This is a genomic window from Desulfovibrio desulfopostgatei (assembly GCF_053570645.1).
This window is the reverse complement of the sequence record NZ_JBRBQS010000002.1, coordinates 272,236-287,787: the sequence shown is the minus strand read 5'-3', so window position 1 is coordinate 287,787 and position 15,552 is coordinate 272,236. Positions and strand designations below refer to the sequence as shown.

The 15,552-nt window shown below is 57.9% G+C and carries 13 protein-coding genes; 8 read left to right on the top strand and 5 right to left on the bottom strand.

Going from position 1 to position 15,552, the window contains the following annotated elements:
* Positions 1-52 precede the first annotated feature (52 nt).
* The 8 genes from flhA (at position 53) to ACUZ9Q_RS01215 (ending at position 7,560) form a co-directional block, all read left to right on the top strand.
* Positions 53-2,152: a flagellar biosynthesis protein FlhA gene (gene flhA, locus ACUZ9Q_RS01250; protein WP_192112200.1), complete on the top strand. Its 2,100-nt coding sequence runs from the start codon at positions 53-55 to the stop codon at positions 2,150-2,152.
* A 276-nt stretch (positions 2,153-2,428) separates the two neighbouring features.
* Entirely contained in the window at positions 2,429-3,472 is a 1,044-nt protein-coding gene (locus ACUZ9Q_RS01245; protein WP_215646710.1) for a flagellar biosynthesis protein FlhF, read from the top strand.
* A gap of 33 nt (positions 3,473-3,505) precedes the next feature.
* On the top strand, positions 3,506-4,318 hold the full coding sequence (locus tag ACUZ9Q_RS01240; RefSeq protein ID WP_449247184.1) for a MinD/ParA family protein: 813 nt from the start codon (positions 3,506-3,508) through the stop codon (positions 4,316-4,318).
* Between the two features lie 170 nt (positions 4,319-4,488).
* Complete coding sequence (locus ACUZ9Q_RS01235; RefSeq protein WP_192112197.1) at positions 4,489-5,268, top strand: FliA/WhiG family RNA polymerase sigma factor; 780 nt, start codon at positions 4,489-4,491, stop codon at positions 5,266-5,268.
* A 77-nt stretch (positions 5,269-5,345) separates the two neighbouring features.
* Positions 5,346-5,726 carry a chemotaxis response regulator CheY gene (locus ACUZ9Q_RS01230; protein ID WP_192112196.1) on the top strand — a complete coding sequence of 127 codons (381 nt, stop codon included), beginning with the start codon at positions 5,346-5,348 and terminating at the stop codon, positions 5,724-5,726.
* 290 nt (positions 5,727-6,016) lie between these two features.
* Entirely contained in the window at positions 6,017-6,685 is a 669-nt protein-coding gene (locus ACUZ9Q_RS01225) for a flagellar basal body-associated FliL family protein (protein ID WP_297144869.1), read from the top strand.
* A gap of 135 nt (positions 6,686-6,820) precedes the next feature.
* Positions 6,821-7,138, top strand: coding sequence for a hypothetical protein (locus ACUZ9Q_RS01220; RefSeq protein WP_192112194.1), 318 nt, complete (start codon positions 6,821-6,823; stop codon positions 7,136-7,138).
* The gene (locus tag ACUZ9Q_RS01215) at positions 7,135-7,560 is read left to right on the top strand and encodes a hypothetical protein (protein WP_192112193.1); all 426 of its coding nucleotides are present in this window, start codon (positions 7,135-7,137) and stop codon (positions 7,558-7,560) included. Before ACUZ9Q_RS01220 ends, ACUZ9Q_RS01215 begins: the two co-directional genes overlap by 4 nt.
* A 92-nt stretch (positions 7,561-7,652) precedes the next feature.
* On the opposite strand, the gene ACUZ9Q_RS01210 is transcribed toward ACUZ9Q_RS01215, so the two are convergent.
* The 5 genes from ACUZ9Q_RS01210 to ACUZ9Q_RS01190 form a co-directional block, all read right to left on the bottom strand.
* Positions 7,653-8,336, bottom strand: a complete 684-nt coding sequence (locus tag ACUZ9Q_RS01210) for a hypothetical protein (RefSeq protein ID WP_449247183.1) — start codon at positions 8,334-8,336, stop codon at positions 7,653-7,655.
* Between the two features lie 176 nt (positions 8,337-8,512).
* Entirely contained in the window at positions 8,513-10,054 is a 1,542-nt protein-coding gene (locus tag ACUZ9Q_RS01205; RefSeq protein WP_308583862.1) for an efflux transporter outer membrane subunit, read from the bottom strand.
* Complete coding sequence (locus tag ACUZ9Q_RS01200; protein ID WP_215646712.1) at positions 10,051-13,257, bottom strand: efflux RND transporter permease subunit; 3,207 nt, start codon at positions 13,255-13,257, stop codon at positions 10,051-10,053. Before ACUZ9Q_RS01200 ends, ACUZ9Q_RS01205 begins: the two co-directional genes overlap by 4 nt.
* 7 nt (positions 13,258-13,264) lie before the next feature.
* Positions 13,265-14,377 carry an efflux RND transporter periplasmic adaptor subunit gene (locus ACUZ9Q_RS01195; protein WP_192112190.1) on the bottom strand — a complete coding sequence of 371 codons (1,113 nt, stop codon included), beginning with the start codon at positions 14,375-14,377 and terminating at the stop codon, positions 13,265-13,267.
* Between the two features lie 357 nt (positions 14,378-14,734).
* The gene (locus tag ACUZ9Q_RS01190) at positions 14,735-15,376 is read right to left on the bottom strand and encodes a thioredoxin (protein ID WP_192112189.1); all 642 of its coding nucleotides are present in this window, start codon (positions 15,374-15,376) and stop codon (positions 14,735-14,737) included.
* Positions 15,377-15,552 lie beyond the last annotated feature (176 nt).

Genomic DNA, 15,552 nt, shown 5'->3' with positions numbered 1-15,552 from the left:
CGTTCCAGGGTAAACCCGCTTTCGGGAACCAACGCAGAGAGGTGTCATAAAAATGGCTGCCGCAGTAATCCCCCAGCTTGATTACGCTCGATTTTCAAAAAACGGCGAAATATTTCTTGCAGCCGGCGTGGTCATCATCCTGTTTGTCATGTTGGTGCCTCTGCCCACGTTTTTTCTCGATTTCATGCTCTGCGTCAGTATTTCCATTTCACTGCTGGTGCTTGTAACCACCATGTTCATGACCTCGCCGCTGGAATTTACCATCTTTCCTTCGTTGCTGCTGGTCACGACCCTTCTGCGGCTGGCGCTCAACGTGGCGTCCACCCGCCTTATTCTGCTCAACGGCAATATGGGCGCAAACGCCGCGGGCGAAGTCATCCGCGCGTTCGGCCAGTTTGTTGTAGGCGGCAGCTACGTTGTGGGCGCAGTTATCTTTATGATCCTGTTCATTCTGAACAAAACCGTTATCACCGCTGGTACCACGCGTATCGCAGAAGTGGCGGCCCGCTTCACCTTGGACGCCATGCCCGGCAAGCAGATGGCCATTGAAGCCGACCTCAACGCTGGCTTGCTGGATGAAGAACAGGCCAATGCCCGCCGTGCAGGGCTGCGCAAGGAAGCAGATTTTTACGGCGCCATGGACGGTGCCTGCAAATTTGTTTCGGGCGACGTAAACGCAGGCATGTTCATCACCCTGGTGAACCTTGTGGGCGGTATCATCATCGGTATGGTCCAGAAGGATATGGACTGGAACACAGCCCTCACCACCTATTCCCTGCTGACCATCGGTGACGGTCTGGTTTCCACCATACCTTCCATCATTGTTTCCACCGGCACAGGCCTGCTGGTTTCGCGCGCCGCCTCCGAAGCCAAGATGGGCGAAGAATTTCTGGCCCAGCTTACCTTCAACAGCCGCGCGCTCAAGATGGTCTCGGGCGTGTTGCTGTTGTTTGCGCTGGTGCCCGGCCTGCCGACCATCCCCTTCCTCTGCATATCCATCCTTATCTTTGTGGTGAGCCGCCTCACGGAAAACAAGGATCAGGAGGCCGCCAACAAGGCCAAGGCAGACAAGAAAAAGAAGAGCGGTTCAGGCACTGCCGACACGCCGGAAGAGGTTCAGGCACTGTTGCCCCTTGATACACTTGAACTTGAAGTGGGCTACGGCCTCATCCCTCTGGTGGACGAAGAACAGAGCGGCAACCTGCTGGCCCGCATCCGCTCCATCCGCCGACAGTTCGCGCTGGACATGGGCGTGGTCATCCCCTCGCTGCACCTGCGCGATAACCTTCAGCTCAAGCCCGGCCAGTACGCCCTGCTTATCAAGGGCAATCAGGTGGCTTCGGCAGAAATTCTGGTCGATCACTTTCTGGCCATGGATCCCGGCAACGTGACCACCAAGATCAGCGGCATTGAAACGCGCGAGCCTGCCTTTAACCTGCCTGCCCTGTGGATTCCCGACAGTCAGCGCGAGGAAGCCATGCTTGCGGGTTACACGGTGGTTGACCCGGCAACGGTTATCGCCACGCATCTGACGGAAGTGTTCAAGCGTCAGCTGGCCGACTTTCTTGACCGCCAGGGCGTGCAGGGTCTGCTGGACACGGTCGCAAAGCATGCGCCCAAGGCAGTGGAAGACCTGGTGCCCAATGTGCTGCCCCTTGGCGTGGTGCAGAAAGTACTGCAACTGCTGGTGCGCGAAAGCGTCAGCATACGCGACATGCTCACCATTGTGGAAACTCTGGGCGACTTTGGCACAAGCGTCAAAAACCCCGACACGCTGGCAGAATATGTGCGCGAAAAACTCTCCCGCGCCATTGTGCGGCCGTATCTGGACAGCCAGGGAACGCTTTCAGTGCTGACCCTTGCGCCCAATGCCGAGCGTATGGTGCAGGAAGGCATTCGCCATGCCGACAACGGCGTAACCTTCCTCTCCATGAATCCGGCTGTGGCCCAGCGGCTGGTGAACAACATCAGCACGGCTGCCGACAATGCGGTGAATACCGATGCCCAGCCCGTGCTGCTGGTGACGCCGCTCATCCGCCCGCATCTGGCCCAGATTGTCACGCGCTTTCTGCCCACGGTGCCGGTCATCTCGCAGGCGGAGATTCCGCCCGACATCCGGCTGCAATCTGTGGGCGTGGTAAGCGCCGAATAATCCGGCCAGCCCCAACGTTGCGCGGCGCTCCGACCCCTTGTGTCAGAGCGCCGCTTTATTTTTTATATTCCTCTCCAGCTATCAGGATTCGTTGCCTTTTACTTTTCCACCAGCTAGTATTGTCTATGCCAAAAGCTGCATTCCCGTGATTGTAACCGCATGGGCCAATACTGCCCAACAAGTTGGCCCCGAATTTGCAACTACTGGTCTGTCGTCAAACAAACGGCACTGATGCGCCGCTGGGCGATATAGAACCGTTAGGCAAAGGAATGGGCCATGCAGGTAAAGACGTTCACAGGGGCCACATCACAGGAAATTCTGGCCAGAATCAAGGCCGAGATGGGGCCTGACGCCGTTATCCTGGGCAACCGCACCTATCGTAAGAACGGTGCCGTCTGCCATGAAATAACTGCCGGGATCGAGCGCCCCAAGGCCGAAGCAGCGCAAGCCGCAGGCGCGCCTGCTGGCTGGGGTGAATGGCACAAGGAATGGATGCATCTCAAGGATCAGATTTTTGCCTTGATGAAGCCAGCCATTCAGCTTGAACGCCTTACGCCCCGCCAGCGTGTTGCTCTGGAATATTTGCAGCGCGAAGGTGTTTCTGACTCTGTGGCGGTTGACCTTTATCAGCGCTTGCTGGCGGAACCCGGAGCCTCTGTGCTTGAATGCCTCTGCGGCATGGTGCCGGTTAAGGCCTGGGGCGCGGAACAGTGGCAGCAGCGCATCCACCTGATGGCCGGGCCTTTCGGTTTTGGCAAAACCACAACGGCCCTGCGCTTTGCACTGCACCTGCGCAAACACGAACCAGAAGCGCGCATTGCCTTTATCAACGCCGACTGCCTGCGCGGCAACGGCAGGCTGATTTTGCGCCACTGGGCGGAACTTTCCAATTTTACGTATATGGAAGCGCCCGACAAGGCCGCCATGGAGCTTGCCCTGGCCGCCACACGAGAGGCCCGCGCCGTATTCATTGATGTTCCCGGCCTTGACCGCAACGGCAATCTTGCCCACTGGCGGGCCGACATGGGCCTGGACACTGTGGAAGCAGCTACGCACCTTACGCTTTCGCCATTTTTTGACGCGCTGCAAACACAGGCATTTTTACAAAGATATAAATTTGAAGGGCCTGGCTCCCTTGTATGGACCAAGCTGGACGAAGCCGTAAGCTTCGGCAATATTGTGAATGTGGCCTGCGCTGCCGGATTGCCGGTTTCAGCACTGTCGTTCGGCGCGGAACTCAAGGAAAGCCTTGCCCCGGCCACCGAGCCGCTGGTCTGGCGTCTTATTTTCAAAAGGCAACTTCCCGGCCAGGCCGCCTAGCGCGGCATGAGCCATAACATGTGGAGCAGACAGATGAGCGGCACTTTCCCTCTGGTTTTTTCCGTCACCTCTGGCAAGGGCGGCGTAGGCAAGACCAATATCTCGGTCAATCTTGCCACTTGCCTTGCGCAGCTGGGCAAGCAGGTGGTGCTTATTGACGCCGACCTCGGCCTGGCTAACGTAGACGTGGTGCTTGGTCTGACCCCGCAGAAGAATATTTTTCATCTGTTTCACGAAGGGGCCACCATTTCGGACATACTCTTTCCCACGCCTTACGGCTTTTCCATCTTGCCTGCTTCCTCCGGCATGAGCGAAATGCTCACCCTTTCCACGGGTCAGAAGCTTGAACTGCTTGAAGCCGTTGATGAAATGGAAGACGGGCTTGACTACCTCATCGTGGATACAGGCGCAGGCATCAGCGACAACGTGCTCTATTTCAACATGGCCGCGCAGGAGCGCCTGGTGGTGCTCACACCGGAACCGACCTCGCTCACTGACGCCTATGCTCTCATCAAGGTGCTGAAAAACAATCACGGCGTTGAACGCTTCAAGGTGTGCGTCAACATGGCCCCGGACCTCAAGACGGCCAAGGACATGTTTGTGCGTCTGCATCAGGCCTGCGACCATTTTCTCAGCGGCGTCTCCCTGGAACTTGTGGGCGTCATCCCGCGCGATACAGGCGTACGCAAGGCCGTGGTGCAGCAGTTGCCCTATTGCATAAGCGAACCGCAAAGCCCGGCGGCAAAGGCCACCATGTCGCTGGCCAAGAACATCAGCGCATGGGAAGCCCCCGAAAACCTCGACGGCAACATCAAGTTTTTCTGGAAAAAACTGCTGTTCCGCTAGAATTGCGGATGGGATTCCGGGCCTGAAAAGCCTTTGGCGACAGAAACAACGCTTCATAACCTCAACGAGTCAATAACGCAGCGCAACCAGCCTTGGCGGGCAGGTGGAGCGAGGCACAACAGGCATCCAGATGCCACGGGGTAGAAGAGGCAAATCCGAAGGAAACCAACATGAAGACCGGCACAGCGCAAGCGCAAGCTCCCTGCCCCTGGGAAGCGCTCGAAACCGGGGCAACCCCTTGGGAGAGCTTTTCACCGGCAGAGCAGGAATCCGTGGTGCGTCACTATGCGCCCAAGATCCGCTTTCTCGCTTTGCGGCTCAAAGCCAAACTGCCGCGCAGCATAGAACTTGGGGAGCTGATCAGCTCCGGCACTCTGGGCCTCATGGAAGCCTTGGGCAAGTTCAGGCCGCAGCTCGGCATCCGCTTTGAAACGTATGCCGAAAGCCGCATCAAGGGAGCCATGCTCGATGAATTGCGCCGCCTTGACTGGTTTCCCCGGTCGTTGCGTCAGCGTGTGCGGGTGCTTGATGAAGCCATGCGCAAGGTTGAACACGAGCAAGGCCGTCAGGCCACCGAGGACGAGCTGCAAAAGATCACCGGCCTCGACATGCGTGATGTGCGGCAGGGGCTTGAAGCCCTGCAAAACCAGCTCTGGATTTCACTTGACGCTATTCAGGACACGATTTCTGGCGAAGGCCCCGAAGGCGGAGAACCCTTCCGCAGCACTGCCCTGCAAGAGCTTGTGGAGCGCGTGGCACCGCTGATCGACCGCTTGACGCCAAGAGAAAAGTTGGTACTCTCGCTGTATTATACTGATGAGTTGAATATGCGTGAAACTGCCGAAGTCATGGGCATCACTGAAGGCAGGGTTTCACAATTACATTCACAGGCCCTGAGCCGCCTTCGCAAGGAATTTCATAATCTCTACGGCGAAGGCACAGAAATATAAGCTTACGACAGACAGTGGCGCACGGCTGCAACGTCTGTTGCAAACCGATATTGACGGCGCTTCAAGGAGTTCTTCTCATGCCTTACAATCCGAATATGCGTGTTCTTGTGGTTGACGATTTTTCCACCATGCGCCGTATTGTGCGCAACATTCTGCGCCAGCTTGGTTTTCAGAACGTGGTGGAAGCCGATGACGGCACCTCGGCATGGGAAGTTCTGAACCGCGAGAAGATCGACTTTATCGTTTCGGACTGGAACATGCCCCAGATGACAGGCATTGATCTGCTCCGCAAGGTCCGCTCAAGCGAGCAGTTTGCCAACATCCCCTTTCTGATGGTCACTGCTGAAGCCCAGCAGGAAAACATCATTGAAGCCGTGCAGGCCAAGGTTTCCAACTACATCGTCAAACCCTTCACTGCGGACACGATGAAGCAGAAAATCGACAAGATTTTCCCCTAGAGCATTCCATGTTGAAAAACTTGCCAGAGGCGATGTGCATTCGCCCGGCAAGCATGCGTGGCGCGGATATACATAAATAACCACGCAGGGCAGCCAGCCTTTTCGCAGGCAACCTGCCTTTGGCCACAGCGCCAAATTTCCCTGGCTTTGACGGCCCGCTCCTGGCCGGGGTCAGCGCTGCATGCGCTCACCTGGTTCGGGGCGGGTTTTTTGTTCTTAGTGGTTGTGGTAGTGTAGTGCTGGTCACGGCATGGAACAGATGAACAGGCCGTGATTGTCAGGAGAGGCGCGTGGCTGAAAAGCAGGATTTGAAAGACGCCCCCGTCAAGGATGAACTTCAGGTTGCGGTCAGCCAGGACACAAGCCTGCGCAAGGTCGAACTTGATCTTGACGATGCCCCGTTCCTTGTGGAACAGGCGCCTCCTCCCCCGGCCAAAACCGAGGAAGCCCCACTTCAGGTAGCCGAAGAAGGGGCCGAACCACCCAAGAAGAAAAAAAAGCTGCTGCTCATTGCTGCCGCTGCTGGCCTGCTCGTGTTGCTGGTGGCAGGCGCTGCAATCTGGTGGTTTGTACTGCGCACCCCCCCGCCGCCGCCTCCGGAGCCAATCAAGCCGGACGTGATCGTGGTGCCTTCTGCGAAAACACCGACTGCCCAGCCTGACAGCGTCAAGGAACTGGCACCCTTCGTTATTCCCCGGCAAACACCCACTGGGGCGCGCTTTTTGATCTGCAAATTTTCAACAGTCAGCCAAAGCCCCAGGGTGGGCATGGAGATTGACCACAAGCTCATTCCTCTGCGTGATGCCCTGTATTATTACCTGAGCAGCAAGTCGGACGAGTTTTTGCTGAATCCGGCCAATACGGCTATCATAAAAAAAGACCTCAGCGGGGTGCTGAACGATTACCTGACGCAGGGGCGCATTGATGACATTTTGTTTGAGAGTTATCTGAACGAATAGCCACAGCAGCATCTGCAGGCCAGTGGAGCCAGCAGACGACAGCGCCCGTGGCCCGACGCAAGGCACACCCGCTGCTGTTGCACAAGCGACCTGTGAAGGTCGTCAGGCCCCCGGAACCGGCAACAGGAGGCCTCCATGAGCGTTGACGCCACCATGGCCGTGCTGTATGCCCAGACCAGCCTGGCCACATCCGTAAGCAATGCCGCTGCTGTCGCCCCGCAGGCATCGGCTGCCATGTCGCGCGTTCTTGCCGCCGCCATGGCAAAGCAGGAGCAGCAGCAGGTAACGCGCACAGAACCCGGAACCCAGACGGCGCTGAACCCGGATGCCGATCACCAGGGCGCACCCCATTTTGGCAGCCGCAGAAGGCGGCGGCCCCCCCCTGAACCGGAAACCCCAGCGGGTGAAACTTCATCCCCGCTTGTGGGCAACCTTTTGAACATAAAAGTATGAACGACACACTGCTTTACGCACTTATCATGCTCTTTTCCCTCTTCGAGCTTGCCATCCTTGGCGGTGTGCTTGTTTTCTACCTGCGTTTGCGCCGGTCAGAGGGCCTGCTCAACGCCTTGCAGGGCAATCAGGACAGCCTGCTGGCGCGCATAGAAATGAACGCACGGCTGGAAAAAGAAATAGTGGCTACGTTTGCCCAACGGCAGGCGGAGTTGCGGAATCTGGATGAAAAGCTGGAAGCGCGCACGCATGAACTGCGCCGCCTGCTGGAACAGGCCGAGGGCATCAGCCGGTCGCCCCAGTTTTTGCGGGAACTGATTTTAAATGGACACCGCAAAGGCCTGAGCAGTCGGCAGATCGCCAAAAACGCTGGCCTCAGCGTGGATGAAGTGGATCTTATCCTTGCGCAGAACGTTCAGTAAGGCCCCATACGGCCCTTCACCCGCTGTGGGGCAGCCATTCCTTACGCAACCCCGCACGCACAGACAAACAATTACCCACTCCTGCGGCAGGGCTAGAAGTCAAGCTTGAACTGCATGCCCAACCCCAAGGCGGATTCGGGCTGTTTGTTGGCATTGGCGCGCTCGCGCTGCTCATCCTTGAGGATCAGCTCCGGCCCGACCCTGATGCTCAGGTCATCGCCCGCGTCCACATCCGCATAGGCCCGCACAACATGGCGGCTTTGCATGGGGACATTTTCGTCCGCCTCTAGTTCATGCTCTCCCTTCTTACGCCACGCGGAGTCTTCCTGCCCCACGCTCACTGCCATGCCGCTTTTGTGTTCTTCTTTTGCTGGCGGCCCCTTGAGGGCGGAATTGATGCTGGCCGTTGTATTTACTGATTTTTCCTTGGGCACGTCATCCCCCACGGCCCGCTTTTGCAGATCGTTGGTGCTTGTGCCTTCCCGCCATGCATCCCGGCTCTGCGCCCCGCCGCCAAACGCCCACGCTGGGGCGTGAATACCCTTGGAGTTCTTTTCCTTCTGCTTGCCCTCGCGCCGGTTTGCCTTGGCGGAGGCCCCTTTTTTCTCGCCAGAACGCTGGGCGCTGGATTTGGGGGGGGCACTTTGAGGTGTGCTTTTGTCAGTCTGATCTGTCGAGGCCGGATTTTCCTTGGCGCATGCCAAATCCGGCGCAGAGCAGCACAAACCCAGCGCCACGCAAAGAGAAAGAAAAATCAGGGGCAACTTTTTATCCATGTTTTTCCCTTTACGACAGGCCCGCCCCTTCTGTAAAGCCCCCGCGAGCGGGCCGGGCTGGCTTCAGTTCCCAGATACGGACGAATATGCACATAAACGCACAGTGGGGGAAGCGCCGTCAGACGCCTCCCCCACTGTTTATCAGTCAGCGGCAGCATGCCGCTTCAGTTCGTATATTATTCGGATTTAGCCGCAGGCGCGCTTGCCCGTCCGCCAGCCTGCTCCTGCAACAGCTTTTCTGTGTTCACCACAGGGAAGCTGGGGCTTGTGCCGGGGTCCTGCCAACCGCCGCCAAGGGCCATGCACACGCTGACGACGCTATCAAGTCTGTCGCGCAGCGCTGTCGCCAACCGCAGTTCGGCAGCAAAAAGCTGACGCTCGGCGTCCAGCACCGTCAGGTAGTCCGTATAGCCGTTGTCGTATTGCAGGCCAGCAATCTGGGCGGCACGCCGCAGGCTTTCAACCTGCACCTGCATGCTGCTCACGATGTGGTCGGCCTCACGCTGCGATGTCAGCGCCGTGCGGATGTCTTCAAAGGCCGTCTGCACTGTTTTACGATACACGGCGATGGCTGCCTTTTTCTGGGCTTCGGCATCCTTGAGGTTATACCAGTTGCGGCCAAAATCCAGCAAGGGCACCGTACCGCTTGCGCCATAGCTCCATGTACCAGCGGGGCCGGTAAAGAGGTTGCCCATGGAAGCGCTCAGGGAGCCCAGCATGCCCGTGAGGGAGATGGAGGGGAAGAACTGTGCGCGGGCAACGCCGATATTGGCGTTGTAGGCCATGATGCTGAATTCTGCGGCGCGCACGTCAGGCCGACGCTCCAGAAGATCAGAAGGCAGGCCAGCGGGCAGCACAGGCGGCGCGGGCAACATGTGGATGCCCTGTCCGCGCTTCATGGCCCGATCCATTATGTCGCGGGGCGAGCGGCCAAGCAGCACGGCCAGACCGGCCTCTGCCTTGTCCACATCCACGGTGCTGGTGTGCACCTGGGCGCGGGCGGTTTCCACCTCTGCACGGGCGCGCTGCCAGTCGAGTTCGGTAATATCGCCCTGTTTGTAGCGGGCGGTATAAATCCGGAAGGATTCTTCACGCGATTTCAGGGTGCGTCGGGCCGTATCAAGCTGCATGTCCTGCGCCAGCAGGGCAAAGTAGCCCTGGGCCGTCTGCCCGGCCACCGAGAGGCGGAGGGCTTCGTGCCCAATAACCGTGGTCATCAGGATATCGCTGAGCATGGTGTACTGGTTGCGGATCTTGCCCCAGAAATCCAGTTCCCAGGAGGCGCTCAGAGCGCCCTGATAGGCTGTGGTAGAACGCGACATCTTGCTCTGGTCAAAAGGCACCGTGTTGGCGGCTTTTTCTGATGCGCCCTGAGCGGCGGCGGAACCGGTGCCGTTGATGACGGGCATCAACGCGGCCGTGCCTACGCCCACCTGCGCGGCGGCAGATTCAATCTTGGCCATGGATTCGGCCAGATCCTGATTGTTTTTCAGCGCTTCTTCAACCAGTTCTGACAGCACAGGGTCGTTAAATCTGTTCCACCAGTCGGTATGCAGAGGCGCTGAGCCCATATCCACTGCCCTCCACTGCTTGGGCATTTCCTGCTCCGGCCTGTCATAGCGCGGAGCAAGAGAGCATGCCGAAAGCAGCATGGCCAGCATCAGCACCAATGCAGGTGTCTTGAGCATTATGCCCGGGGCCTTGCCGGAAGCGCTCATATGTCGTCCTCCTGGTCTTCCGCAAGGTGGTCCCTGCCCGCATTCGGATCAGTTTTGCCCTGCAGTTTCAGTGAGAGTTGCATGATGGCCTTGAAGAAGAACGGCACAAACAGCGTGGCTATGCACGTTGCCGCCAGCATGCCGCCGATGACCGCCGTGCCGATGGCGTGGCGGCTGTTTGCGCCCGCGCCCGTGCTGATGGCCAACGGCACGCAGCCGAGGATAAAGGCAAGCGAGGTCATCACGATGGGCCGAAAACGCAGCTTGGATGCGTGGATGGCCGCCGCATCAAGGCTGCGCCCGGCGCGCCAGGCCTCAACAGCGAATTCCACGATAAGGATGGCGTTTTTAGCCGCCAGACCTACCAGGGTCACAAGTGCCACCTGGAAGTAGATGTCGTTGGAAAGACCGCGACCCCAGGTCGCCAACAGGGCTCCGAACACGCCAAAAGGCACGGCCGTGAGCACTGAAAGCGGCAAGGACCAGGATTCATATTGTGCTGCAAGAATCAGGAAGACCATGACCAGCGCCAGCACAAAGATGACAGTGGTGTCGGCGCTTGCCATTTTTTCCTGAAGGGCGGTACCAACCCAGCCCAACTGGTAATCGGAGGACAAAACCACAGAAGCGGCTTTTTCCATTTCGTTGAGGGCCTGACCCGAAGAATACCCAGGCGTGGGCGCACCCATGATGTGGGCTGCGGGGAACACGTTGTAGCGTTCCACAACCTGGGGTGCGGTGCGGCGCTCAAGGGACATCACTGCAGTCAGGGGCACCATCTCGCCATTTTTATTGGGCACGTATATGTCGTTAAGGCTTTCAGGCAGCACACGGGTATCCGCCTCAGCTTGCAGACGTACCTGGAAGGTGCGGCCCATGAGGTTGAAGTCGTTGACGTATGAACTGCCGAAGGTGGCGCTCATGGCCGAATACACATCGGCGATGCTGATGCCCATATCCTTGCAGCGTTCGCGGTCAAGGTTGGCGTAGAGCTGGGGCGAACCAGTAGTGAAGAGGTTGCGCACCATGCCCACAGCCGGGTACTTGGGCGTGCCGTCGGCATTTTTGGAGGTCACTTCAAGCACCAGCTTGTTGGCAGCTTCTTCCATGTCCTTGAGGCTGCCGCTGCCGCGCATCTGCACATAGCCTTCAAAACCACCGGTATTACTCATGCCGCTGATGGGCGGCGGCGTAAAGCCCAAGATAAAGGCCTCGGGCTGCATCACGGTTACAGCGCCCACGGTGTTCACGATGACGCTGGCTGCATCCTTGGGATCCTTGCGTTCTCCCCAGGGCTTGAGCAGGGCAAAGAAGGTGCCGTAGTTACTCTTGGCAGCCATGGAGGTGATGTCCAGACCGGAGAGCGTGCCCACGCTCAAGACCGCAGGGTTCTTGAGCATGAAGTCGGTAAGCACCTTGTTGACCGCGCGGGTGCGGGGCTGGGCCGCGCCATCGTCCAGAATGGCCAGACCAAGCAGGTAGCCCTGGTCTTCATCCGGCACAAGGCCGCCGGGCACTACGCGGAACAGCCCCACGATGCACAGAACCATGACTACGCAGAGCGCCAGCGCACGCCAGGCGGAGGCTTTGACAAAACGCACGGCGTTTACATAGCGGCGGGTAATGCGACCAAACACATAGTTGAACCACACAAAGCCCTTGGCAGGCGTGTGGTCATGGGCATGCGGCTTGAGCAGCAGGGCGCAGAGCGCCGGAGTGAGCGTCAGCGCCACAATGCCCGAAAGCACCACCGATACCGAGATCGTAATGGCAAACTGCTTGTACATCTGCCCCGCAAGGCCGCCCATGAACGAAACAGGGATAAACACGGCGCACAGCACAAGCACAATGGCGATAACCGGGGCCGTAACTTCGTTCATGGCCTTTGCTGTCGCCTCCCTGGGCGGCAGATGCTCCGAACTCATGATACGTTCAACGTTTTCAAGCACAACGATGGCGTCGTCCACCACGATACCGATGGCAAGCACCAGAGCGAACAGCGTAAGCGTGTTGATGGTGTAGCCAAAGGCGTACAGACCCGCGAACGTGCCGATAATGGATACTGGCACGGCAATGCAGGGAATGAGCGTGGCGCGCCAGTTTTGCAGAAAGACGTAAACAACGATGAACACCAGGATCATGGCTTCGACCAGGGTGCTCACCACTTCCTTGATGGATTCGATAACGAAGTCGTTGTTGTCCACCAGCAGGGTATACGCCAGGCCATCGGGCATGCGCGAGGCAATGTCCTCCAGCTTGGCCTTTACCATATCGCCCGTGGCGATGGCGTTGGCGCCCGGCAACAGATACACGGCGCCCATGCGGGCACCCATGCCGTTATAGCTGGAAAGAACGCTGTAATCCTTGCCGCCCAGTTCTATGCGCGCCACATCCTTAAGCCGCAGCATGGCGCTGTCATCACCGGAGCGGACGATGATTTCGCCAAATTCTTCGGGAGTGACAAGGCGGCCCTGGGTGTCGATCTGCCAGGTAAGCTGGGTGGAGTCAGCCGTGGGCATGTCGCCCAATCGACCAGGCGCATACTGGGAGTTCTGCTCCTGGATGGCCGAGGTTACCTGCTGTGTGGTAATGCCGTACTTGGCGAGCTTGTCCGGCTGCAGCCAGATGCGCATGGAGTAGTCCATGCTGCCAAAAAGCGAGCAGTCGCCCACGCCGTTGAGGCGTTTGAGTTCGTCAACAACGTTGACCTGGGCCCAGTTGTGGATGAACACGTCGCTATAGCGCCCGTCGGGCGAATAGAAACAGAACACCTGCAACATGGCGGGCGAACGCTTGACGACCGTGACGCCCTGCCTGCGCACATCTTCCGGCAAGGTGGCCTGGGCCAGGTTAACCTTGTTGTTCACGTTGACCAGGGCCATGTTGGCATCACTGCCCAGCTTGAAGTACACGTTGATGTTGCCCGAGCCGGAACCCGAAGCGGCAATGGAAGTCATGTAGAGCATGTTTTCCACACCGTTGATATTCACTTCGAGGGGAGCCAGAACCGTGGAGGCAATGGTTTCCGCAGAAGCGCCGGGGTACGACACGCTCACGTTGACCGTGGGCGGCACAAGGTCGGGGTATTGTGCGATGGGCAGGGCCTTCATGGCCAGCGCGCCCACCAGGGTTATGACAATGGAAATAACGGCCGACAGAACCGGCCTGCGCAAAAAGAAATTCGGCTTTGTAGAAACAGCCATATGCTACCTACTTCTTCGGCGCGGCATCCTGGGGCTGCTGCCCACCGGCTTGCTGCACGCGCACTTGAGTCCCGGGGCGGGCTTTGATGATACCTTCACTGATGATGCGTTCCCCGCCCTTGAGGCCGGAACCCACCAGATACTGATCTCCCACAGCCACAGTCACAGTGATGGGAATGGGGTAGACCTTGTCGTCCTTGTCCAGCCCCATGACCACGGTACCCTTCTGGGTCACGACAACGCACTTTTGCGGAATAAGAATGGCGTTCTTGAGGATATCGCCTTCCACAAACAGGCGCACATACTGCCCGGGCATGATCTGCCCGTCGGCATTGGGAAACACCGCACGGGCCTTGATAACGCCCGTGGTGGGCTGCACCTGGCTGTCGATAAAGGTCACGTCGCCTTCCGTGCCGTACATGGTGCCGTCCAGCAGGCGCAACCTGGCCTTGTAGCGGTTGTCCTTGGGGAACACCAGAACGCCCGAGGCTGCAAGCTGCTGGCGCAGCATGCGGTCAGGCGCGGCGATGGAAAAGTCAATGTACATGGGATCTGTCTGGTTCACGTAGGTAAGCAGCGAATTGTTGCTCACCAGGTTGCCGGGGGTGTAGTTTTCCTTGCTGCTGTAGCCGGAAACAGGCGCCACCACCTGACAGTAATCCAGATTGATCTTGGCCTGACGCAGGGAGGCCTTGGCGCTGTCGTACGCTGCCAGGGCAGAATCGCGGTCTTTCTGCGAAACGGCGTTCTTTTCGTACAGAGGGCGAATACGCTTCCATTCACGTTCCGCGTTCACGTACTGGGCCTGCGCCTGCTGCACCTGGGCTTCGTACTGATCGCGTTCAAGCTGGAACATCTGCTGCCCGGCCTTAACGAAATCGCCTTCGTTATACAGGCGCTTTTCAATAATGCCCTGAACACGGGCGCGCACTTCAACAGCGCGTGACCCTGAGGCCTGAGCCTGAAACTGGCTGGGCCAGGAGGCATCGGCCACGGTTACTTCAACAGCCGACACCGGCAAGCGCATGTCGGGCTGTCCTTTTTTGTCGCTCTGGCAAGCGACAAGGGCAAGGCAAAGCCCCAATACAACTGAAATTTTCGCAATAGGTCTGATACTCATGAATAACTCCATATGGCGTGGCGCACGGCGCTCAAAACACGCACGGCGTAACGGCGGCGGCTTTATTTTCCACCGAGACGGGTCATCGCTAAACGTCGTTCCTGGGGGGGGATCAGCATGAAAGATTTGGCGCGAACAAGCGCCTAATGACGCGTTGGGGGCGTCATACAGCCCCAGCCTGATAAACTCACCGACAATTGCAGTAAACCACCCCTTTAAAAAGCACAGTTCACGCCAAAAAGCAATGTATCGGGCTGTTGGGCAGCCAAATGCTGAATGTGATTATATCGTGTAATTTCAGGCAGTTACGGTATCGTGGTATTTTTTTATAACATACTGAAATTATTAACTATTTTTTTAGAAAAATTCTCCATCAGAATCAGGGGTTTCACTCTTTTCAAAGTACTCTCTGATGTGTCTGGCATTGGCGCTTGCACTGTCCAGAAAGACCACCCACCACACGGTATCCTTGAGCAGCTCCATGCGCTTGAACTTGTGGCGCTCGTCAGTCATGCGCAGCACTGTTATCTCCAGCTGCTTCTCTGCACCGCTTTCACCCGCAAAGACAATCCGCAGGCCAGCACGCAGCATGACGCGCAGGTCTGCCGGAGAATATTGAGAAAGTATTCTGCCTGCAACATCGGTGGCCTTGAGGAAACTGGTGGCCTGCGCGGATGAAATGCCCACATTGCGCACATCGCCGTTAATCAGCAGTTCCACACGCTTGATGTTGGCCAGATTGATACGGCTGCGGTTGATGACCTTGCCGTCGCGCAGCACACGGTAATAACACGCCCCGATTTCCTCAGAAACGCCCATAACAACAGTGGCGCTCACATCAGGATAAAAAACGCCGATGCTGGCCGTCATGCCGGAGGCCCTGGCAATATCGCCCTTCTCCTCTGCGATGCAGCGCAGATGGCGCGCAGTACGCATCCTGGCATTTATATAAATGCCTACAAGCAGGAGAAACAGCAGGGCGACAATTGTAAGGGTCATGCAAAGCGCCTTGGAGGGTAAGGGATGAAGTATCTGCGCACCCGGCAATCCGGCAGCAGGCAACTGCGCGGCGGAGCGGCGCACACTCGCCTTTCAGGGCCAGTTAGCACCTGAAATGCGCCTACAGCAGGCAAAAGCCTGCCTGCCCGCATTTCGCGGCCAGAATTTTCAAAAAA

Bases quoted from the DNA above. Each gene is read 5' to 3' on its own strand.
- ACUZ9Q_RS01240 (WP_449247184.1), top strand. From the start codon at position 3,506: ATGAGCGGCACTTTCCCTCTGGTTTTTTCCGTCACCTCTGGCAAGGGC.
- flhA (WP_192112200.1), top strand. From the start codon at position 53: ATGGCTGCCGCAGTAATCCCCCAGCTTGATTACGCTCGATTTTCAAAA.
- ACUZ9Q_RS01210 (WP_449247183.1), bottom strand. From the start codon at position 8,336: ATGGATAAAAAGTTGCCCCTGATTTTTCTTTCTCTTTGCGTGGCGCTG.
- ACUZ9Q_RS01190 (WP_192112189.1), bottom strand. From the start codon at position 15,376: ATGACCCTTACAATTGTCGCCCTGCTGTTTCTCCTGCTTGTAGGCATT.
- ACUZ9Q_RS01230 (WP_192112196.1), top strand. From the start codon at position 5,346: ATGCCTTACAATCCGAATATGCGTGTTCTTGTGGTTGACGATTTTTCC.
- ACUZ9Q_RS01245 (WP_215646710.1), top strand. From the start codon at position 2,429: ATGCAGGTAAAGACGTTCACAGGGGCCACATCACAGGAAATTCTGGCC.
- ACUZ9Q_RS01195 (WP_192112190.1), bottom strand. From the start codon at position 14,377: ATGAGTATCAGACCTATTGCGAAAATTTCAGTTGTATTGGGGCTTTGC.
- ACUZ9Q_RS01220 (WP_192112194.1), top strand. From the start codon at position 6,821: ATGAGCGTTGACGCCACCATGGCCGTGCTGTATGCCCAGACCAGCCTG.
- ACUZ9Q_RS01235 (WP_192112197.1), top strand. From the start codon at position 4,489: ATGAAGACCGGCACAGCGCAAGCGCAAGCTCCCTGCCCCTGGGAAGCG.
- ACUZ9Q_RS01205 (WP_308583862.1), bottom strand. From the start codon at position 10,054: ATGAGCGCTTCCGGCAAGGCCCCGGGCATAATGCTCAAGACACCTGCA.
- ACUZ9Q_RS01215 (WP_192112193.1), top strand. From the start codon at position 7,135: ATGAACGACACACTGCTTTACGCACTTATCATGCTCTTTTCCCTCTTC.
- ACUZ9Q_RS01200 (WP_215646712.1), bottom strand. From the start codon at position 13,257: ATGGCTGTTTCTACAAAGCCGAATTTCTTTTTGCGCAGGCCGGTTCTG.